The 22,271-nt window shown below is 59.3% G+C and carries 14 protein-coding genes and 2 pseudogenes; 6 read left to right on the forward strand and 10 right to left on the reverse strand.

The genetic code is table 11. From position 1 onward, the window contains the following. Positions 1 to 142 precede the first annotated feature (142 nt). From J2X71_RS32865 to J2X71_RS32875, 3 genes and pseudogenes are all read right to left on the reverse strand, one after another. Positions 143 to 379: pseudogene (locus tag J2X71_RS32865) on the reverse strand (mandelate racemase/muconate lactonizing enzyme family protein); the annotation flags it as partial. Positions 380 to 608: 229 nt separating this feature from the next. Then, positions 609 to 1,202 (reverse strand): flavin reductase family protein, encoded by a 594-nt coding sequence (locus J2X71_RS32870; RefSeq protein WP_310389019.1) that lies wholly within the window; start codon positions 1,200 to 1,202, stop codon positions 609 to 611. Between the two features lie 278 nt (positions 1,203 to 1,480). Further along, positions 1,481 to 3,217, reverse strand: coding sequence for a ShlB/FhaC/HecB family hemolysin secretion/activation protein (locus J2X71_RS32875; RefSeq protein WP_310389021.1), 1,737 nt, complete (start codon positions 3,215 to 3,217; stop codon positions 1,481 to 1,483). Positions 3,218 to 3,841: 624 nt separating this feature from the next. Here J2X71_RS32875 and J2X71_RS32880 point away from each other — a divergent pair. The 3 genes from J2X71_RS32880 (at position 3,842) to J2X71_RS32890 (ending at position 12,149) form a co-directional block, all read left to right on the forward strand. Next, positions 3,842 to 11,197, forward strand: a complete 7,356-nt coding sequence (locus J2X71_RS32880; protein ID WP_310389023.1) for a hemagglutinin repeat-containing protein — start codon at positions 3,842 to 3,844, stop codon at positions 11,195 to 11,197. Then, a complete protein-coding gene (locus J2X71_RS32885; RefSeq protein ID WP_310389025.1) occupies positions 11,194 to 11,595 on the forward strand; it encodes a hypothetical protein in 402 nt (133 codons plus the stop codon). Before J2X71_RS32880 ends, J2X71_RS32885 begins: the two co-directional genes overlap by 4 nt. A gap of 173 nt (positions 11,596 to 11,768) precedes the next feature. Continuing rightward, the gene (locus J2X71_RS32890) at positions 11,769 to 12,149 is read left to right on the forward strand and encodes a hypothetical protein (protein ID WP_310389027.1); all 381 of its coding nucleotides are present in this window, start codon (positions 11,769 to 11,771) and stop codon (positions 12,147 to 12,149) included. Between the two features lie 2 nt (positions 12,150 to 12,151). Here the strand turns inward: J2X71_RS32890 and J2X71_RS38185 are convergent. The 6 genes and pseudogenes from J2X71_RS38185 to J2X71_RS32915 all read right to left on the reverse strand — a co-directional run. Continuing rightward, positions 12,152 to 12,346, reverse strand: a pseudogene (locus J2X71_RS38185) (IS30 family transposase); the annotation flags it as partial. 78 nt (positions 12,347 to 12,424) lie between these two features. Beyond that, positions 12,425 to 13,627: an MFS transporter gene (locus tag J2X71_RS32895; protein ID WP_310389029.1), complete on the reverse strand. Its 1,203-nt coding sequence runs from the start codon at positions 13,625 to 13,627 to the stop codon at positions 12,425 to 12,427. Positions 13,628 to 13,880: 253 nt separating this feature from the next. Further along, complete coding sequence (locus J2X71_RS32900; protein ID WP_310389032.1) at positions 13,881 to 15,797, reverse strand: beta-N-acetylhexosaminidase; 1,917 nt, start codon at positions 15,795 to 15,797, stop codon at positions 13,881 to 13,883. A 31-nt stretch (positions 15,798 to 15,828) separates the two neighbouring features. After that, positions 15,829 to 16,605 carry an SDR family oxidoreductase gene (locus J2X71_RS32905; protein WP_310389033.1) on the reverse strand — a complete coding sequence of 259 codons (777 nt, stop codon included), beginning with the start codon at positions 16,603 to 16,605 and terminating at the stop codon, positions 15,829 to 15,831. Between the two features lie 20 nt (positions 16,606 to 16,625). Beyond that, positions 16,626 to 17,492: a MurR/RpiR family transcriptional regulator gene (locus tag J2X71_RS32910; RefSeq protein WP_310389035.1), complete on the reverse strand. Its 867-nt coding sequence runs from the start codon at positions 17,490 to 17,492 to the stop codon at positions 16,626 to 16,628. A 25-nt stretch (positions 17,493 to 17,517) separates the two neighbouring features. After that, entirely contained in the window at positions 17,518 to 17,904 is a 387-nt protein-coding gene (locus tag J2X71_RS32915; protein ID WP_113325728.1) for a RidA family protein, read from the reverse strand. Between the two features lie 111 nt (positions 17,905 to 18,015). Between J2X71_RS32915 and J2X71_RS32920 the strand changes: the two genes are divergently transcribed. The 3 genes from J2X71_RS32920 to J2X71_RS32930 are packed head-to-tail and all read left to right on the forward strand — an operon-like array spanning position 18,016 to position 21,108. Further along, complete coding sequence (locus J2X71_RS32920; protein WP_310389161.1) at positions 18,016 to 18,501, forward strand: hypothetical protein; 486 nt, start codon at positions 18,016 to 18,018, stop codon at positions 18,499 to 18,501. 29 nt (positions 18,502 to 18,530) lie between these two features. Beyond that, on the forward strand, positions 18,531 to 20,006 hold the full coding sequence (locus tag J2X71_RS32925) for a M81 family metallopeptidase (protein ID WP_310389037.1): 1,476 nt from the start codon (positions 18,531 to 18,533) through the stop codon (positions 20,004 to 20,006). Between the two features lies 1 nt (position 20,007). Beyond that, on the forward strand, positions 20,008 to 21,108 hold the full coding sequence (locus J2X71_RS32930; protein WP_310389039.1) for a D-TA family PLP-dependent enzyme: 1,101 nt from the start codon (positions 20,008 to 20,010) through the stop codon (positions 21,106 to 21,108). Between the two features lie 16 nt (positions 21,109 to 21,124). Here the strand turns inward: J2X71_RS32930 and J2X71_RS32935 are convergent, their stop codons facing one another. Beyond that, positions 21,125 to 22,258 (reverse strand): sn-glycerol-3-phosphate ABC transporter ATP-binding protein UgpC, encoded by a 1,134-nt coding sequence (locus tag J2X71_RS32935; protein ID WP_310389042.1) that lies wholly within the window; start codon positions 22,256 to 22,258, stop codon positions 21,125 to 21,127. Positions 22,259 to 22,271: the final 13 nt, after the last annotated feature.

Genomic DNA, 22,271 nt, shown 5'->3' on the forward strand with positions numbered 1-22,271 from the left:
TCCTGTTTCTATATGAACTATATGCAGTTCATAACGGATCAACTATAGGAATCAAAAAATTGCGATGTCAAATAACAATTGGCTGCGCCCTTCGGTATTGTTCGCGCTGAAGTTGGAAAGGTGAGGGCTCTCGGACCACCGATCAATCGAAGAGCATCTGGTGGTCTTCCGCGAGATACTGTCTTGCCTGTTCGGGCACGAGGTCGACGCCCATGCCCGGCCTTTCGATCACATCGACAAAGCCATCCTTGACGATCGCCTGCGGCAGCCCTTCGACGATGTCGTACCACCAGTCCGGATCGCCGGTCGTATATTCGAAGGCGATGAAGTTACGAGGGAGGGTGGCGCAGACCCGGATGAGCGCACCGAGGCCAAGCAGCACCTGGAACGAATTCATCTTCGCGCTCTGATTTGCGACGCATTCCTCGGTCAAGACCCTGCCGATCGGGCTCGCGGAATTCTCGACCGAGTTCAACACCGATTGGGGAGCGGTCATGGCCGCATCCATGGTGATGACGGTGCCGATCGCTCTCCTGTTCCTCTTCTTCCAGAACCTTTTCGTCGGCGGGCTGACGGCAGGAGCGACCAAGGGCTAATTGGCCTTCTGCTCAGAGTGAGGATTGCGCGCGCTCGACAGGTTCGGCTTCAACCGAAAGCGCTTCGCCTATCGCATAGAAATGGCCACCCGCGACGTGGTGCAGGCTGCGCCATTCCGGGCCGGCCGTTTCAAAGTGCCAGTGTCCATCGCGGAACACACGATCGTCTGCCCATGCCGCCGTTACTTCACCGATGAACAGGTCGTAGGCATGCTGGATATGAGGCTCATTGATCAGGTTGCAGGAGAGCCAGGCCGAGCAGCCTTCCACGAAGGGCAGGTCCTGTCCCGGCACGTCGAAAATAGAAACCCCCGACTTCTGCAGCTTGTCCGGCTCCTCAAACAGGCTGCGGTTCCCGACCTCGCGCGTTAGCGACAGCTGGGCAACCGTTGGCACCTGTATGAGGAAACGCCCGCTCGCCTCGATCAGCGTGCGCGTTTGGGCTATCTTGTCGATGACGACGGTGAGCTTCGGCGGATTGATGTCGAGCCCGCAGCACCATGCGGCAGCCATGACATTGTCGATGCCGTCGTGGCGCGCGGAAACCAGGATCGTTGGCCCGTGGTTGATCAGGCGAAAGGCCTTCTTGAGTTCAACAGCCTTCATATGCTCGTTCATTTGAAGCCCACAGTGGTGAAGTTGCAGTCCCGGGTATTTCTCCGCGCCTTAAGACGAAGTGAGGCGCTGCGAAAGTGCGTAATTTCCTGATAACACTTAGAGAATCTGATCGCAGTGCATCATTGTCGGTTTGCAAGGGTAGGGGAACAGGCTCCCTCGTGCAAATGTGCCATGAACACCTCGGCCGGGGGGTGCAGCGGAGGCATTTTCGCGGCCGGTCGTTGAGATATCGGACGAGTTGGATCGGGTCGCACCGTGACACAGTGTTAGAATGACAGCGCAGCGCTCACGAAGAATAAATCTCTCATGCTGGTATCTGCCGTGCTCTTGAAGATGTGCGAATAGCCGAGATCGGCATTGACCGTCCCGCCTGCCAGACGGCTTCCGACTGTCCAGCTGGCGATGTCGCCGCTTTCGATGCTGAAGCGCTCCTGCCCGAACACATGGCCATAATCGATCCCGGCATAGGGCCGCAATTCGCCCAGCCTGTTTGCGAGCAAAGGGCTGTTTGCCCATGGCTGCGTGCGCCAGACGATCGCGTTGCGCGTGAAGACGCCATTATTGCCAAACAGCACGCTGTCGCGGGTACCGCGTATATTGCTATAGCCCCCGAGAGAGATTTGCTCGGCCCCAAACAGATTGTCTGGCGAATATTGCCCGTTGATAACAGTGGCATACTGCAAGTGCTGGCCGGAGATTTCGAAGGGTGTCGTGACGTTGAGCGTAGCGGAAAATTTTGAGAATTCCGGCTCGGCGTCAGCGGCTGCCGGCTCGCCACGCTTGACCGCGTCGAAGATATCAAGCCCCTGACTATAGCCGAGATCGAAAACCCAAACCCCACCGAGCATCCGGCGCGAATGGGAGATGCCGAGACTGCCGACGCTATATTGGCGGCTGCCGACCTCGATGCGGCTGCCCATCAGGAAATTATCGGTCTGTTTGTAGTTGAGAGCGGTATTCAGCGTCGTGATGGAGTCCTTATCGCGCAGCAACACGCGATCAAGGCTGAAACCGAACTGGCCTGAATCGCCCGAAGTTTCGATATCGGTGAAGTTGCCGGGAATCGTGCTGCTGTAGCGATACCAGGATCCGTTTAAGCTCAGTGTCCAATAGCCGTAAGGCACGCTGAATGAGCCGGAAATGCTATTGCTTCGGCCCACCCCGTCATTCGGCCAGGGATAGTCCGGTCCAGTGTGCTGATAGGAAAGCGAGAGAAGGTCGTTCAGGTCGAAGAGGTTGTCCACGCCGAGCGAGAGCGAACTTTGGGAATAACCCGTCGAAGCCTGGCCGAGATTGTTGTTTGCGACCGAGAGATGCCATGGCTTGTCCGACTTGTTCTCGACGTTGAGGATTGACTCGCCCGGATGTGCGCCCGGCAACATCGCCGTCTTTGCGTTGTTGGAGGAGAGCAGGTTGATCTGGTCAAGGCCTTGTTCGACGTCGCGAATATTGACCGGCCTGCCTCGCATTCCTGGAAAGGCCGTTGCCAGCACGCCGCCGGCGGTGACTGGCTTACCGTTCAGGTAGATATCCGAAAGCGATCCTTCCGCTGCGACGAGACGCAGTGTCTTCGTTGCAGCGATGTCCTGCTCCGGAACATAGAAGCGTGAGGTGATGTAGCCCTTGTCCACATAGAGAAAGGTCAAGCCCTTCAGCAGGCTATTGATGTCGGCAAGGCCTATGCAGCTGTTTTTATAGCGTTCGAGAACTGGCGCGAGTGCTGTCTGCGGCAGCAGTGTCACGCCTTGCACCTCGACGTGCGTAATGCCGAAGCACGGTCCCTCGCTCTTATCGATCTGCGGTGGCGCTTCTGCCCCGGAATCCTCAGGCGTGGCAGCCTGGAGGGCATTGAGCCGCTGCGCACGTTTCAGATCGGTCTGCCTGCGCATGAACTCGTCTGCAGGCGATCTCGATGGTTCGGCCGATTGCGCAAAACTTTTGGCTGCCGCAAAGCTTGCTATGGCGAAAACCGCGAGCCAAGACATCAGGGAAATGCTTCGCATGAGGCGCTTCTATGTCCTGGACGGTTTTTGAAGTTCGGCAAGAGCCTTGGTCAGGCCCTTGCCGTCGCCTGCATCCGCGCCACCGCAGCGATAGTGCCAATCATCGAAACGTGTCGATTGGAGAGGAGGCTCCGCAGCAACTGCACTTGGTCCCCGCATCACGGCGGGTCCAGCCGACCAGAGCGCCGCTGCAGCACCCAGAAGGACCATCCCTTTCACGCAATAACGCAATTCCATGCCTCACCGTCTTATCTTCGCAAATACCGGAATCGCTCGCCAAGCGAGCATTTTCCCGCCTACGGTAAACCTCGTAGAGATTGAATCTTTCGCCAAGCTTAACGCGGTCTCAACAGAAGGTTGCTCGCGTCTCCCATCGCGGGGTTCTGCGGCAGCTTTGGTGCCATCATTGCCACTAATAACTTGATTTAATTAAATATATTTAGTCTCAAAAAACAAATGCCGATAGGTATTGTCTGAAATCGTCGGCGTCGTATTAAGAAAATCATCATCTTAAGATTGAACAGTTTTCTCGTGCACGTTGACTCTCGCCACTAAGTTGTCGCATTGCCTGATTGCTCGTTTGTTGCATTGCAACCGGGTTGATTGGGCAGAGGTTGTGACAGCATGCGCAAGTCCGGGTTGCTTTTTTCCGTTTGGCGCGGAATTCCCGTTGGATCCACGAAGCGTAAGGAGCAGCATGCGCCTTCCGATCTGGCGCGCAAGGCAGTTGCGACGTTTCTCAGTGGCCTTCTCCTGTTTCAGCCGGCCTTGCTGCAGGCCCAGCAGGTAACGCCGGATGTGGGAGCACCGGCCGCAAACCGTCCTGACATCGGCGCGGCGCCAAACAGCATCCCCTTAATCGATATCGTGACGCCAAACGGCGCCGGTCTCTCCCACAATAAATATGGCGACTTTAATGTCGGCACACCCGGTCTGATCCTGAACAACCACAATGGTGAGGTCGGAACGTCCAAGCTCGGCGGTGTCACGCCAGGCAATGCGAACCTGCGCAACAGCGGCCCGGCTTCGGTCATCCTGAATGAAGTCACCAGCGGCAGGCGAAGTGCACTGGAAGGGCCAGTCGAAGTATTCGGCGGCCGGGCCGATGTCATCATCGCCAATCCGAACGGCATCACCTGCGACGGCTGCGGCTTCATCAACACACCGCACGCCACATTGACGACGGGCGCCCCTGATATCGGCGCTGATGGACGGCTGAACGGCTTCACGGTGAGGGATGGGGAGGTCACCTTCGGCCCGAAGGGCGCGAACTTCGCATCCGGCGACGGTGCGGTCGACATCTTCGACGTCATATCCCGCACCATAAAGGTCGATGGCCCGGTCTATGGCAAGGACCTGCGCCTGACGGCGGGCCAAAGCAAGTTTGACTACGCCACCGGCGAAGCGACGACCCTCGACGCGACATCAGGAACGCCCGAATACGCAATCGACGGCTCGGCACTCGGCGCCATGCAGGCCGGCCGCATCAAGATGGTCGTCACGGAAAAAGGCGCAGGTGTGCGCATGCGCGCCGATATGGCGGCCAATGTCGGAGAACTTTCGCTGTCAGCGGACGGCAAGATCTCGATCGGCAATGCGTCGGGCCGCAAAGGCGTCGCCATCGCCTCTAAGCGGAGCGTGACGGCGGGCCGGCTAACCTCGAAGAAGGCGGTATCGGTCAAGGCGGGCAAGGATGTCAGTCTGGGATCGGTTGCGGCCGAAGAGGATATCCTCATCGATGGCGGGACAGGTCTGGTCGACGTCAGCGGCATGCTCGCCGGCAATGGCGCCCTCAGCGTCCTGGCCGATGGCAATCTGACCCTCACCGAGGCGGCAACGGCGGGGCCGATGTCGCTGTCGTCAGCGGCTGGAAGTATCGCCATCACCGGCATGGCGCAGTCCGACGCGACCCTGTCGGTTACGGCCGCTTCCGGCGCGATCACAGCCGGCACGTTGCTTTCGCAGGGCGATATAGCTCTGCTTGCCGGTCTTAACCTCGGGCTCTCGGGCGGCGTCCTTGCCGGCGGCAATCTGCAGGCGTCGGCCGGTGGCGATATCCGCTACGCCAGCCTGGAGGCAAACGAGGCCGTATCGCTGTCGTCGCTGGCAGGTGTCATCAGCCTCGACAAACGCACCGCCGCCGGCGGCGACATCACGATCAATGCGCGGCATGTCGATCTCTCCGGCAACCGGAGCGGGCTTGCCACATCGGGCACGCTGCATATCGATACCGACAGCGCCAATCTCTCCGGCAGTCAGCTGACCTTCGGCGGCATTGATCTTGCGTCCTCGGGGGCAGCCGATCTGAGGGGAACGCAGCTCAACGCGGTAACCTCCCGCAGTGCCACCAGCGGTATCAGCGGCTCCGGCGACATCACCATCGCCGCAGGCAGCGTTGCCACAACCAACGCCACCAATCTGCTGGCCGCCCACGACCTGACGCTCTCCCTCCCGCAATTGACCAATGCCGGCCAGCTTGCCGCTGGCAACGATCTCATCGTCAACGTCTCCGGCAACCTTGCCAACACCGCCACCGGGCTGGTCTATGCCGGCAATGATGGGGCGTTGTTCGTGGGCGGCGTGCTTGCCAACGATCAGGGCGCTGTTATCGCCGGTCGTGATCTTGCGATCGCCGGCAGCGCTAATGGAGCGCGCAACGCTGCCATCGTCAACCGATCCGGCCTGATCACATCAGACCGAAACATGGCGATCGTCACCGCAAATCTGCGCAACGAAAAGATCGTCGCTCCGACGGTCTCGAGCCAGCTGATCTCCAGTACGCCCGTCACCGCCTATGACAGTCTCGAGGGAAGACTCTGCCCAACCTGCTCCCCGGGCAGCGGGATCGAATACAATGGCACGATCTACATCACGGAAGATGCCGATCACCACGTGTACCGGAATGTTGTCGAAGACCGGGTTCTTTCGTACGGAAGCCCGGCGGCGCTGATCAAGGCCGGCAACATATTGTCCATCGATACCGTCGATCTCACCAACGCCTATAGCGCCATCGAAGCCGGCTCAGGCATGACGCTCACGGGCACCGGCACGCTGACCAATCTTGGCCTGCAGTTGCAGCGTACTGTTTCGTTGACCTGCGATGAGACAAGAGGCTGTGAGTACTATCCCGCCTTCATCGCGAAGGAGTGGATGGAGCGGCACACCGGCGAAACGGGCGGCAACGGCGATGGCTATCTGGTCACGACCAGAGAGCTCAACCCGTTTGGCACCCGCGATTCGTCGAAGGATCTGTTCCCTGGCGACACGGTGGAGAGTGTCACGGCGATCGGCGGCGTTCCCGCAACGATCCGCTCAGGGGGAACGCTCGGCATCGGCGGCTTTGCCGCCGTCAACAATACCGCCCTTGCCGGAACGATCGCCGACCATGTGGCGGTTGCCGCGCCTGCACGCTCGAGCGATCCGACCACATTGCTGGCCGGCATGACGGCGAGCGGGGCTCTGTTCACGCTCGGCGGCGTTGCAGCGCCGCAATCCGGCGGCTTTGGCGGCACCATCCCCGGCCAGTCTTTCCTGTTCGAGACCCGCGCCGCCTTCCTCGACGTGTCGAAGTTCTACGGCTCCAGCTATTTCCTTGATCGTATCGGCTACCAGCCGGATCATCAGATCCTGTTCCTCGGAGACGCCTATTTCGAGAACCAGTATGTCGAGCAGCAGCTGAGACAGGTGACCGGCTCCGGCTTTGTCGGTGATGATACGGTCACCCAGATAAAGCAATTGCTCGACAACGGGGCCGATTATCTCGGAGCACATCAGCATGCGCTCGGCGAGCCGCTGACGGCGGAAGAGATTGCCGGCCTGACCCAATCCGTCGTCGTCTACGAATGGCAGGTGGTGGATGGCAAAAGCGTGCTCGCCCCTGTGCTGCATCTTGCACCCGGCGACAAGGAACGGCTTGCCTCGGCCGGCGCTGTCATCGCAGGCAAGGACGTCACCATCGACGCCGGCGTTCTCGCCACCTCCGGGATGATTGCCTCGAACGGCAATCTTGCCGTCTCCGGCACATCGATCGCAGCCACCGGCGGCAGCCTCAAAGCGGGTGGCAACGCCAGCCTCACCGCCGACAACGTTTCGATCGTCAACGGCTCGGTCTCTACAGGTGGCAATCTCTCGATCAAGGGCGATGACGGCATTCTCGTCGCCGGCTCGAAAGTGGCGGCCGGCGGCAATCTCGCCCTGAACTCGAACGGCGATATCAACATTTCCGCGACCGGGAAGACGACGACCAGGACGAAACGCGACCGGCGCAGCACGACAACCAGGGTCGAGACGACGGTGACCAGCTCCGAGATCACCGCCGGCGGGTCGATCGCCGCCGAGGCCGGCGGCAACCTCAATGTCATCGGCAGCACGGTTGCAGCCGAAGGAACGCTCGGCCTCAAGGCGGCCGGCGACGTGACAATCGCCGAAGCCGTCGAGACCACCACGACCGACTACAGCTACAAGAAGAAGGGCGGCCTGTTCGGCGGCGGCAAGAAGACGACCAGCCATGCCGAGACGCAGACGGTGGTCGGATCGTCCGTCAGCGGCGGGAAAGGGGTCTCGATCACCTCCGGCGGCGACACCGTCGTTTCCGCGTCGAAGCTGACGGCCGGCGATGACGTCAACAAGGCCAATATCGACGTGACGACCGGCGGCGATCTGCTGATCGCCTCCGGCAGGGAAACGACGGAATTCGAACAGGCTTCCTCGAGCAAGGGCTTCCTGTCCAAGAAAAGCTCGACGCTTCACAGTTATGATGAAGCAACGGTCGCCTCCGAGCTCTCCGCCTCCGGCGCCATCAATCTGAATGCCGGCGGCAACGCCGTCATCGCGGGCTCGAAGGTCACGGCGGGCGACGCGATCAGCCTTGCCGGCGACAGCGTCTCAATCATCGGCGCCGAAGAACAGCACCAGTTCGAAAGCAGCAGCAAGAAGTCCGGCCTGTTCGCCGGCTCCGGCGGCGGCTTCATCTCGCTCTGGGGCAAGGAGCAGAAGGACAAGAGCCAGGCCTCGGAATTCAACGTCGCCTCGGTGCTTTCGGCTGGGACGGATGTGACGCTCAAGGCGCGCGACACGGACGTCAATGTCATCGGCTCCGGCATCAATGCCGGGCGAGACATCAATCTGTCGGCGGCCCGCGACGTCAACATCACGCCGGGTTCGGAAAGCAGTGCTGCGTCCGAGCAGGAAAAGCGTTCCGGCTTCGGCCTTTCGTTCTCCTTCGGTAATGGCGGGGCCTCGATCGGCATCGGTTATGGCAAATCTGTCGATAAGACGGCCCAATCGGCTTCGACGAATGCCGCGTCTACGCTGAGTGCCGGTCGCGATTTGACGATTACGGCAGGTCGTGATGCCAATCTCCAAGCCGCGAAGGTTGAAGCCGACCATGACGTGGCCATCCTCGCAGACCGCAACGTCAATCTGCTCTCCGCGCAGGATGTCAGCAACTACAGCGCCATGCATGAAGAGCTCTTTGCCGGAGTGAGCCTGTCGGTCTCGTCCGGGCTCGTCAGCGCGGCAGAAAGTGTGCAGTCGGCGGCAAGCGGTTTAGGCAACGGTGGTGGTCTTTACGCGGCGGCACCGACCGCACTTGCGGCAATCAACGCGTACAAAACATTCGACGACATCATCAAGCACAAGACGAGTCCCGGATCCGCATCGCTGACGGTCGGCTTTACCTACCAGAAGCAAGAGAATGCGGCAGCTTCGTCAACGCCCGTCGTCACGACGATACGAGCCGGCAATGCAGTCGCCATAGAGGCCACCTCGGGTGACCTCACAGGTCATGGCGCCCAGATCGCAGCCGGCTACGATGCAAATGGCGCTCGGACGCTTTCAGGCGATGCGAATGCGGGCAACGTTCTCCTGTCTGCCGGTCATGATATCGTTCTGGAAAGTGCACAGGCGACGAGCGAAAGCTCGAGTAAAAGCAAGTTTGCGGGGGCCAGCATCGGCGTCGGCGCAGAATTCGGCGGTGGAGTTGGCCTGACCGCCAGCGCCAGCGCAGGCATGGGCAAGTTGGGCCAGAATGGCGTTACGCAGGTCAACAGCCACGTCACGGGCTCCGGTGCTGTCGCGCTGAACTCGGGTGACGATACGACGCTGAAGGGTGCTGTCGTGTCAGGCAACACCGTCATTGCGAATGTCGGCGGTGATCTCAACATCGTCAGCCAGCAGGATACCGCGACCTACCGGGAAAAAACGGCCGGCGTATCGATCGGACTATCCTCCACCGGAAAGCTGTCCGGCGGCGCCAGCACAGGAAAAGTCGACGGAGACTATGCGAATGTCTCCGAACAGGCCGGGATAGTCGCAGGTAGCGGCGGTTACCATGTGGCTGCCGGCGGTACGGTCGATCTCAAGGGCGGCGCCATTGTCTCCACGGCCGATCCTCAGAACAACGAGCTGAGTGCCACGGCACTCACCTATTCCAATATAGAAAATGCTTCGAGCGCCTCGACCTCCGGCTATGGGATCGTTCTCAGCCCGAGCGGCATACCGCTGCCGGCCGTCGATATGCCCGCGAGGCAGGACGATCACGGCGCAGCGCTGGCGACCCTGTCGCCGGGCAAGCTGACGCTCAGTGATCAGAAGCAGGATCTCGCCAACCTCAATACTGATTTGTCGAAGGCGAATACGCAGGTCGAATTCTATGACATCGAAACACTGAAGCGCCGGCAGGAGAATGCTGCGGCAGTCTCGCAACTACTCAACATGGCAATCGGCGAGATCTCACAGAAGCTCGGCTTTGCCGATGGAAGTCCCGAAAAGATCGCACTGCATGCGGCGGCGGGCGCGCTCACGGCAGTGGTTTCCGGAGGAAATATAGGTCTCGGTGCCTTCGCTGGTGGCACCCAGGAATTGATCGGTGCGGTCATCGGCAAGGCGCTGATGGATAATCCGAATCTGACGCAGGAAGAGCGCAATGCGCTCGGTCAATGGGCATCAGTTCTCGTCGGCATGGCAGTCGGCGGAAACCAGGGGGCCTCTATTGCGCTCGACGCAGAGAGCTTCAATCGGCAACTTCATCTTGAGGAAGCGAAGCTGATTGCTGCCAACGCTGCCCGCTATGCAGTCCAGCAGGGCTATTGCGCCAGCGCGGATAGTTGTTCCAGCGAGGCGGTCGAACTTGCGATTGCCGATCTCACGCGGCAAGCGGTTAAACAGGTGGATATCACGGGCGCTGACTATCCGCAAAACGATGCGGCATCCGCTTTCCTGGACAGCATCGCACCCAAAGGATCTATTCCGGGCATCTGCAACGCCGGATCCTCCAATTGCGGTCAGATCTATTTCCATGCGAATGGAGACCTATACCGCGACAGCTCGATCAACGCGAATTTCTTTCCATACCTCGTTAGGTTCTACGATCTAGCGTCGGAGGTCTACAATCAGGAGCATGTCACACGGATCGACATAGCCGGCAGCCTACTTCGGCAGGCGGAGATTATTGATAGCATACGATTTGCAAACGCAGGCGTTGATCAGGCGATGCTGCCATGGGATATCTTCAATGGTATGTTCGCTGGCATAGGCGGTCCCTTTGCGTACCAGCAAAGGATCGCGGAACGCGAGGCAGCACAAAGTGCGTCGGGGGGCGTAAAGCCTCCTCCGTCGGCAACGCTTCAGCAAGCCATCAATCTCTTTTCAAAGTCCTCGGGGATGGTGACCATCGGCCAGACAGTTTTCACCGCCATCCCAAACCGTGGAAATGCAGCCATGTTCACTGGCGCGACCGATGCACAAGTCCATCAGTTCTTTCTGGAACTCACCGGAGTTTCATCTTTGCCCGCACCAAGGACTATCCCTGGAAAAGGTTCTATCTATGTTGTCAACACGCCGGGTGGCAATTTCACCCTTAGAGACTTTTCTTCCTCATCGGGCCTAACTGGACCAGCATGGACGATAGACCTGCCCAAAAACGCCGTCGGTATGACATATAATCCTGAGATAAAGTTTATTAAAGGAGGTGCCCCGTGAGGCATATCGAACAAATTGATGAAATTGTTCGGGATTCGTTTGGACTCTCCATCGCTGGCCTTTTCAGCGCAACTAGCGCTCACACCCGTTCCCTTTCTTTCGAGCAGCAAAAGCAAACTTTTTTTTGCTTGATTGAGCAATTGCTGACTTCCGGAAGGATTAAGTTCATCGCCCCGGGAGTGGATTGCTATGTATCTGCAGCCAACCCAAATCCGAGGTTCACAATCAGCGACAGCGAAGCGCAGTGGAGTGCATCTCCGAAGGACATCGTAATGCAACTTTCCGCCCAATGGCCAGAGCAAGTGCATGATGAATATGACGTGGACTTGGTTACCTATTTTTACAGTATTCCAGGAATCATTTGGGTCGATGACGATGGAACTCTCGTGGCCTCATAGGTATTGACATGAATTTTACGAACGGGTTCTTGCTATCTCCAATTCAGCCCGCGCGGGTTGGCAAGAGACTCGCTGACGCCCTCTTTCGGCAGGCCGAAATTATCACTGCGGTGCGTTCCGCAACACTGCGATCGATGATGCGGTTCTCCCTTGGGAAGTGATGAACCGAATTGATGATGGGTGGGCTGATGGTATGCTGTTGCGATGAAATTTCATCTCGGATCAACGCGGTAGACTGTAAGCAATCCATCGCGCTGGGGAATGGAACTATCTATCTCTACATTGGCAAATCCGCTGATAACCTTTCAGCGTTGGGTTACCTCAATATGATAGTGCGCGATCAACATGGTCAATCATCAGGATGGCCGATCAAATCGATCAAAAATGCTGTCTTGGTGGTGAAACACCAAGAAGTAATGGCCGAACCCAATGCAAGCCGCGTGATAGGTATGTGGCTCGATGGATCTGATATATGTGCCCAGCATTGGGACGGGTTTACTTCGCGATTTGACAGTAAAACCTTGAAACTCATTTCTCAAGTATTCACTAAATAGCAGAGCCCGTAATCCTCCGCGCCGTAGATGAAGCGGTAGATCGTCTCCTTGCGATGCGAACCAGGCTAACGCTGTCGGCCAGAAGACGGCAGGCGATCTGTTCTGTTGACCAGTAAGCCTCCAGTTTCTCAATGACCAAAGCGGTGTAGATAGCGCCGAAGCTTTCTCAAGCGCCGTCGCCGCTCCTTGGCGATGTCATCGGTAACGATCAAGAAATAGGGGGCGAGGGGTGCCAAGCTCTCGGACGAGGAAGAGAAATCCGACGAATTCCAGCCTCAGGTCCAGCACCGGCGTCCATCGAGAAATAGCAGCCAAGCGATCCCGAGAAGACCAGAGAGGGCACTGACCACCGCAGTGCCGGAATAGCTGGTGATGGCTGTACCAGCGGCAAAGAGAAGGGCGCTCAGTCCGGCGCTGAGGAAGATATTGACGGAAATCAGTGCGCTGCCGAGACCGGGCCGCTCGGCAATCAGATCCTGCAGATAGGTGATGGGAATAGAGATCAGCGACGCCGCGCCGATGCCACTGATCAAGGTGAGGGCATAGACATGCCAGGGCTCATGGGCAAAAGCCAGTAGCAGCAGGTAGACGGCATAGATCAATGCACCGGCTGCAAGGGCTGCGAGTTGGCTGATGCGGCGCAGCAGGCGCGACCAGACGATGATGAAGACCACCTCGAGGAGAGCGACGATCCCGACCAGAATTCCGATATCGGCGACAGTGCCGCGGGCGGCGCCGGTTACGACGAGGGGGAAAATGGCGTCGTTCACATGCAATGTGCTGCTGATCAGCGCGATGGCCGTGATCCGGCTGAAGATTTTCGGGGAAATCACCTGGCCGAGTGCGGCGAGATAGGAGAGATGGTGGGTGGCAGCGCGATCCGTGCCGCTCTGTCGGGGCAATAGGAAGCCGACGAGCCCCACACAGACCAGGCAGGAAATAGCGGCGAAGAGATAGGCTGGCAGCATGGTCGAAGAGGAGGAGAGCAAAACCCCCGTGAGCCCAGGAACCAGGACCCAGGAAAGCGAGATCATCGCCCGAACGCCAGAATTGACTGTCGCCACGTCAGCCGGCGCCATTCCATGGGCTGCGGCCCGGACATTGGCAAAGAGCAACGAGTTCAGGCAGCCATAGACCGGCAGTAGCAGAAGCGCGCTGAGGACAAATATGTCCTGCGTCGGGAAGAAGAAGACCGCGCCATAACCGACAACGCCGAAGGTCGCCGCAACAAGCATCATCGTACGATATTCACCGAGCCGGTCGGCAAGATTGCCAAGCAGAATGCTGACGATCACGTTGACCGCCGCTGCGGCGAAGATCAGCGCCGCATAGAGTTCATTCGACAGGCCGAGCTCGCGGATGCCGACCACGGACCGATAGGGGGTCGTCGTCGCGCCGGCAAATCCGAACGTGAAGATGGCGATCATGCTCACCCGGATTGCAGGATTACGGAAAACGTCGGGTATCAAGCGGTTCATTATCGTCGCCAGCTGGCTTTGAGGCGCTCCTTGTGCGGAGGGGAAACCGCGTCCGCACAAGGATCGTCATGATCAATCTCGGTCGCGCCTGAGGGTGGGAAGGCGCGCATGCGGCGTGTAGCCGAAATCCTGATTCAAGGGAAAGACAAAGCGGGCGGCCTGATGCTCATCCGATACTCGATGCCTTGACCGACCAAACCCTCGGTAAGGGCTAGCGATTATCATCCTGATGTCAATCTTCATCGTTGCCAGCTCAAAGCTTCGGGCTAAGCGCCACGATCGCAGCGAAACGGTCCCAATCCTTCGACGCTTTCGGGGTCCATGCAGCTTCGGCAATTGCCGGAAGACGTGGGAAGACGAGGCGGTTGAAATAGCCGCGCGACAGGAAGTGCTCCGACCAGATGCAGGCCTGGACGCCTTTCAGCTTATGCTTCAATTCCTCCGGGAATTCGCCGGCTGCCTCATAGGCATAGGTGTGGGCCGGCGGTACCGTACCGGCCCAGCTCGCGCCCGGTTCCTGGAAGGCTTCGGCCTGGACCATATCGAGATAATAGGCCTGACCCGGCGTCATGACGACGTCATAGCCTTGTTCGGCAAGCTCGATGCCGACCTGCGGATTTTCCCAGGCCATCAAGAGGCTGTCCTTTGCCGCGACCCCGCCGCCATGGGCGACCTCGTTCCAGCCCGCGAGCTTGCGGCGGCGCTTGTCGAGCATCGTCTTGACCTGCTTCAGGAAGTAGGATTGCAGCCCGAAGGTGCCGGAAATGCCTTCTTCGGCCATCAGCTTCCTGGCAAGCGGCGAGGCGAGCCAGGAGCCGTTCGCCACTTCATCGCCGCCGACATGCATGTAGGATGAGGGGAACAGCTCGACCATTTCGTCGAAGACCTTTTCCAGGAATTCGTAGGTCAGCGGCACGGCCGGGTTCAGCGCGTTGTTCGGATAGCCCTGGACAGAATGGTAGCTATCCGGCGCTTCCTGGCCGTCCGTCAGATCGGGCAGGGCAACCAGCGTCGCCGCATTGTGGCCGGGGATGTCGATCTCCGGAACTACCTCGACATGAAGGGCGCTTGCATGCGCGACGATGTCTCTGACATCGTCCTGCGAGTAGAAGCCGCCGACAGGCTCCGCGCCATTGCCAAGCTGCGGGAGCAGCGGTTCGTCCGGGCCCCGCAACACGCCCGTTGTCGTCAGCTGCGGATAGGCCTTGATCTCCAGACGCCAGGCCTCGTCATCGGTCAAATGCCAGTGGAAGATGTTGAGCTTGAACCAGGCAAGGATGTCGATCAGCCGCTTGACGTCATCAACCGGATAAAACTGCCTGGAAACGTCGAGATGGCAGCCGCGCCAGCTATAGCGGGGCCGATCGGAAATCGTTCCGGAAACCGGGAATTGGAATTTGCCCTTGCTTACTCGCGCGCCGTTCAGCATTTGTGCGAGCGAGGTCAGGCCATACTGGCGCCCAGCAGCGCCGGAATAGGAAAGTGTCACGCGATCGGCCGAGAAGGTCAGCCGGTAGGCTTCGGTGTCGAGCGAGGCGTCCTTGCTGAACGTAAGGGCGCGCCCCTGCGGCGAGGCGACCAGATTGAAAACCGAATGGTCGCTTTCGAAAAGGCGGCGGGTTAGAGAAATGCAGGCGGATATTGCCGACAATTCGTCTGCGCTGGCACCCTCCGGATAGAGAATGACCGGAAAGCTATCGCCCGGCTTCGCATCGATTTCGGCCGGCCACGGCTGCAGCGCAAAAGGCAGATCGAGCCGGCCCTCGGGCAAAAGCGCGGGCGGAGGCTCGCTGGTACGGCCTTCGAGAAGCAGATCGGAAACGGCGACCGGCACATGTTTACCGGATGACAATGTGAGATAGGCGGACTTTGCTCCATCAGTGCAATGCCGCGCCGGGCGGTGCAGGCCGGCGACTGTGAACGTCCAGCTTCCACCAGCAGCGAGGGTCAGCCCGGCCGGTGGTTCGAATTCATGAAAATTGGCGTTGCGCCTGAGAAAGGTGGCATTGCTGCATGCGGCAGCATCGATGACGCGAGTGAGCGCGGTGTAGACAAGCTTGAAACCGGAAAGCGCCTCAGTGGAAAGATTGAAAAGCGTGAAAGTGAAGGCGCCATTCGGTCCGCCATCAGGGTTCCAGCTGCTTTCCAGGCGATAGTCGGCCGGTTTCATATCTCGTTCCTCTCGGTGTATCCTATGAATTTCAGTAGTGCTCGGACTGAGAAAAAGTACGGGCAAGCTCGGCCTGACCGGCTGTCAGGCCACAGTCGACCGGCAAGCAGACGCCGGTAATCGCCGCAGCCTGGGGACCAGCCAGGAAGGCGACAGCATTGGCGACGTCTTTCGGATCGACCACGCGCTGCAGCGGATACCAGCGACGGGCATCCTCGAACACATTGGGATTGGCTGCCGCGCGAACTTCCCAAGCCTGCGTCTTCACCGTTCCGGGGGCAACGGCATTCGCGCGGATGCCGAATTTTCCATATTCAACGGCGACCAGCCGGGTGAAATGCAGAAGGCCGGCCTTGGCGGCGCTGTAGGCAGGATGCCCGAACACGTTCATGCCGTTGACCGAGGCAATGTTGACCATGGAGCCCCGCGACGCTTTCAGCTGGTCTTCGACGGCGCGAAAACAGAGAAATGCCGCTTCGAGATTGAGCGCATTGTCGGCACGCCAGATCTCAGGCGTCGTATCATGCAGGCTGACGGCGCGGGCTGCACCCGCATTGTTGACGAGCGTGCGTAGGCTGCCAAGATCGACTGCGCGCCCGGCAAGCGCCGCAACGCTCGTCTCGTTGGTCACGTCGCATTCGAAGGCGACGAAGCGGTCGGACGGTCCGAGTTTGCCGGCAACGGCTGCTGCAGCGTCGGCATTGATGTCCGCGAGCAGGATAATGTCGTGGTCATCGGCGAGCCGACCAGCGATCGCCGCTCCGATATCGCCCGCTGCTCCCGTGACGATTGCCACTGATTGCGTCATTTGCCGCTTCCTTCCCTTGATCAATCGCCGAGCAGCTGCTTGTCGTCGTCGCCGTCGCGGTGGGTGATGAGCTGTTGCTTGATGCGCCTCAGCGTGACTGTCGCCTTCGGCTGGATGGCGTAGGCGACGAGGCTCGCCAGGATATCGACGGTGGCGATATAGGCGATACGCGTCGATGTCGGGCGATAGATGTTTGTGCCTTCCGGAATATCGATCGGCACGACGATCTCGGCGGCCCTTGCGACGGCGCTGTCGGACTGCGTCAGCGCGATGGTTTTGACCTTGGCTTCGCGTGCCAGCGCAAAGGCCCGCACCAGTTCGGCATTGCGTCCGGAAAAAGACGAGCCGATGATCACATCGCCGGCCTTCGCCGCTGCCGCCATCATCAACTGCATGCTGTGGTCGGAGCTGGCCGTAATGCGCAGGCCAAGCCGAAAGAGCCTATTTTGCAACTCATCGGCGATCATCGAGGAATTGCCGCCCGACCCGAAGGCATAGATCATCTCCGCCTTGGCAATCTGCGCAACGGCGGCCTCGATCGCAGTCAGGTCCAGCGAGCGGTGCACCAGGAAAAGGGCGTTCTGCGCCTTGGTGATGATATCCTGGGCGACATCGGCCGGATCGCTGCTCTTTGATTCCGGCTTCAGGTAACGCACACCGACATGAGCGGTGCGCGCGAGCTGCACCTTGAAATCGGAGAAGCTGTCGCAGCCGAGGCGGCGGCAGAAACGCGTGACCGTCGGTGGCGAGACTTCTGCGCGTTCGGCAAGCTCGATGATCGAGGCATTCACGGCGAATTCGAAATCGTTGACGATGATGTCGGCGATGCGGCTCTCGGAGGCGGAGAGGCGGCTCCTGTCTTCCTGCAATGTGGAAAAAATATCCAAGCCTGTCCTCCCGCCGATCCGTCAGTCAACTCTTCTTCTTGTAGGCAACGCAGTCGATTTCGACCTTGCAATCCACCATCATGGACGATTGGACGCAGGCGCGGGCCGGCGGATGTGCGCCGAAATAGTCCTGATAGATTTTGTTGAATGTCCAGAAATCGCGCGGATCGTCCAGCCAGACGCCGACGCGCACCACGTCCTCGACGCCGTATCCGGCCTCGTCGAGAATGGCGAGCACATTGGCGATCGTCTTGTGCGTCTGGGCAATGATATTGCCGTCGATAATCTCGCCGTTTTCCATCGCCACCTGACCGGAAACATAGAGCCAGCCATCAGCCTCGACCGCGCGCGCGAAAGGCAGCGCCTTGCCGCCGGCGCCGGTCTGAACAGTGCCATATCGCTTGATGGACATGTCGGGATCCCTGCAAATTATTTTCTTGATAAGTTGACAAGGGACCATAGAAAGCAGATTTTGACCAGTGAAAAACGCCATTTATGAAAAGAATTTAAATCGGGAGCGATGATGCGTGATCCTTTCAAGAATCCTTTTCCGTCCTCCGATACTGCACGGCACGCCATCTGGGAGATGCTCGTGCCCCGCGACATCGACGCATTTCTGGCAGCCGACTGGTCGATGGTCGAAGATGATTTCGTTGAGGAAGGCTTCATCGGCATCGATGGCCGCAAGCACGTCAGCCCCGACAAGTGGCGTCTGGCATTCCCCGCACTTTCGGCCTATCGCGACGAGTGGCTGAGACAGGCAAAGGATTTTGCCACACAGAGCTTCGCGGAGGATACCCGCACCGCGATCTTCACCACCACGACGCTCGAGGACATCGAAATCGAGGGTGACATGGCGCTTGTCCGCAAGAAGTTCGACGGAGGCCTGACGAAGAGTGATGGCACCCGCGATATTATGCAGTGGCAGACGCTCTACTATTGCAGGCTCCACGAGGGGCGGTGGAAGATCTGCGGATTTACCGGCTACCTGCCGAACCCGATGGGTTGAGGCGGGACCGCAAAACAAGGTCAACTCATTTGCGCATTTTCACGGCAGCACTGGCGACCGAAACCAATACGTTTTCCCCGATCTGTGTGGACCGCCGCGCTTTCGAAGCGTCTCTTTATGCCCCACCCGGCCAGCATCCGGAAACGCCCACACTCTGTACCGCGCCGATCACTGTCGGTCGCCGCATCGCCGCTGAAAAGGGCTGGGAGCTGATCGAGGGCACTGCAGCCTGGGCAGACCCGGCCGGCCTCGTCAACCGTCAGGCCTATGAAGGGCTGCGGGACGAAATCCTCGACCAGCTCCGCGCCGCAATGCCTGTCGATGCCGTGGTGATGGGGCTGCATGGGGCAATGGTGGCCGCGGGATATGAGGACACAGAAGGTGACCTCCTCACCCGCATCCGCGACATCGTCGGGGCTGATGTGCTGATCTGCGCTGAACTCGATCCGCATAGCCATCTGACCCGGAAGCGCATCGCGGCACTGAATTTCGCGATTTATTTCAAGGAATTTCCGCATACGGATTTCGTCGACCGCGCCGAGGATCTCTGGCGCATCGCAGTCGATGCGCTTGAGGGCAGGGTCAAGCCGGTCAATTCCGTATTCGACTGCCGGATGATCGATGTCTTCCCGACCTCGCGCGATCCAATGCGTTCCTTCGTCGACAAGATCATGCGGATCGAGAAGGAAGATCCGGAAATCCTGTCGATCTCCGTGGTCCACGGCTTCATGGTCGGCGATGTGCCCGAGATGGGTACCAAGCTGCTTGTCGTCACCGATAACAATCCGCAGAAGGGCGCGGCTCTGGCGCGTGAACTCGGCATGGAGCTGTTTTCCAAGCGCGGCACCTTCATGGTGCCGCAAATCGACGAGAAGGAAGCCGTATCGAGAGCGATGGCTGCCAAAGCCTGGCCGGTCGTCATTGCCGATGTCTGGGATAATCCGGGCGGCGGAACCGCTGGCGATGCCACCGTCATTCTCGAAGAGCTTCTGGCCCGCCGAGTGGAGAATGCTGCGATCGGCACCATCTGGGATCCGATCGCCGTTCAGATCTGTTTTGCTGCAGGCGAGGGCGCTGAAATTCCGCTGCGTTTTGGCGCAAAGTCGGCACCGGGGACCGGCAATCCCGTCGACGGGATGGTGAAGGTCATCAAACTGGTGAAGAATGCCGAAATGCAGTTCGGCGAAAGCCTGGCACCTTTCGGGGATGCGGCGCATATCGTTCTTGATGGTATCGATATCATTCTGAACTCGACGCGGGCGCAGAGCTTCGATCCGAGCCTGTTTTCGGTGATGGGCATCGATCCGACCAAGCAGAAGATCCTGGTGATCAAATCGACCAACCATTTCTTCGCATCCTTCTCGAAGATCGCTGCCGAAATCCTGTACTGTTCGGCAGGAACCCCCTATCCCAACAATCCGGCGACGACCCACTATCGCCGGGCGCCAAAAACCATCTGGCCGATCGCGGCCGATCCTCATGGAACCGAACGCGGAGCTGCCTGAGATGCATGACAACCGGTTTGCCGTCATCGCCAAGGCTGGAGACAGGATCGCGGATCTTTCCACGCCCCGCCCGATCATCGACGAAGACAAGCTGGTCGCCAACATATCCAGGGCCCAGTCTTACATGGACGAGCACGGGCTGAATTTCCGCCCGCATATCAAGACGCACAAGATACCGGCGCTTGCCGCGGCACAGGTCGCGGCCGGCGCCAAGGGCATCAATTGCCAGAAGGTGACAGAGGCAGAGGTCTTTGCCGAAGCCGGTTTCGAAGACATCCTGATTACCTTCAATATTATCGGCCCCCCGAAGCTCGGACGGCTTGCTGCCCTGAACGATCGCATTTCGGGTCTCAAGGTCGTTGCCGACAGCGACGTGACGGTCGACGGCCTGTCTTCACATTTTTCCGGCCGCAAACCGCTGACCGTCCTCGTCGAATGCGATACCGGCGGCGCGCGCTGCGGCGTCCAGACGCCCGAACAGGCGGTCTCGCTCGCCAGACGCATCGCTGCTGCCGACGGGCTGACATTCGGTGGTATCCTCACCTATCCGAAGCCGCAGGCTGCCGATGCCGTCGAGGCTTTCATCCAGGCTACGCTGAAACGGCTGACGAAACAGGGAATTGCCTGCCCGATCGTCAGCAATGGCGGCACGCCCAGTCTCTTTCAGGCGCATCTGGTCAAATCGGCGACGGAGCATCGGGCAGGGACCTATATCTACAATGACCGTCAGATGATCCGGATGGGACATTGCACGCAAGACGATTGCGCAATGCACGTCCTGGCAACCGTCGTATCGCGGCCGAATGCCGACCGCGCCGTTATCGACGCAGGCTCGAAGGCGCTGACCTCCGATCTTCAGGGCTTTGCCGATTTCGGCCTCGTCGTCGGATATCCCGAGGCAAAGATAACCAGCCTCTCGGAAGAGCACGGCGTCATCGACCTTTCGGTCTGCACTGGTGCGCGGCCCCAGATCGGCGAAAAGCTCTTCATCATCCCGAACCACACATGCGTGGTGTCGAACCTGTTCGACACGATGGTCTTCCATCGCGACGGCATCGTCACGCGCGTCGAGGACGTCGCCGCGCGCGGGCTCGTCTGGTAACTGATCGATCGGCCGTTCAGGCCGTTGCAGGTGCCAGCAGGTTCATGTCGATATCGGTGAGCTCGACGCGGCGTTCGAAGGCGACACCTTCCTCGTCAAAGAGATGGCAATCGGCGGCATTGATGCCGACGGCGACCGGCGCATCGGTGCGAATGCCCACACTGCCGGGCAGCATGGCGCAGAAGTTCTCCGTTTCGCCGCCGAGTGCAACATAGGCCACAGTATTTGCGCCAAGCCGTTCGATGACGCTGGGTGCAACCGTCAGCGAAATGTCGCCGGAGCTGAGCTGGATATGTTCCGGCCGGATGCCGAGCGTCAGCGGCTTGCCGACCATGCCGTCGCGCGGCGCTACCGGCAGTGTCGCGGTCTGGCCGCGATAGTCCACGGTCACGCCTGCCTCGCTTGCGGATGTGCAGGTGACAGGCAGGAAATTCATTTTCGGATTGCCGATGAAGCCGGCAACAAACTGGTTGGCGGGCTTGTGATAGAGCTCGAGCGGCGCACCGGTCTGGGAAATATTGCCGGCATCCAGCACTACGATGCGGTCGGCCATCGTCATGGCTTCCACCTGGTCGTGCGTTACATAGATCATGGTCGCCTTCAACTGCCGGTGCAGCTTGGCAAGTTCGATGCGCATGTCGGCGCGAAGGGCGGCATCGAGGTTCGACAGCGGCTCGTCAAACAGGAAGATTTTCGGCTCGCGAACGATGGCGCGGCCGATAGCGACGCGCTGGCGCTGTCCGCCTGACAGCATGCCGGGCTTCTGCTGCAGCCTCGTTTCGAGATGCAGGATACGTGCGGCATTCTCGACCTTGGCCTTGAGCTTCTCCTCCTCCATCTTTTCCACACGAAGAGGGAAGGCGATGTTTTCGAAAACCGTCATGTGCGGGTAGAGCGCATAGGACTGGAAGACCATGGCGATACCGCGCTTGACCGGCGGCAGGTCGTTGACCCTGACGCCATTAATGATGATGTCGCCCTTGGTCGTCGCGTCAAGACCTGCGATCATGCGCAGGAGGGTGGATTTGCCGCATCCCGAAGGCCCGACGAAGACAACGAACTCGCCGTCCCTGACGTCAAGCTCGACGCCTTTGAGAACTTCGTAGTCGCCATAGAATTTTTGAACCTTGTTGAGCTGAAGCTGTCCCAAAAATCTTTCTCCG

It is taken from the genome of Rhizobium sp. 1399, assembly GCF_031455475.1.
Taxonomy (GTDB): domain Bacteria; phylum Pseudomonadota; class Alphaproteobacteria; order Rhizobiales; family Rhizobiaceae; genus Rhizobium.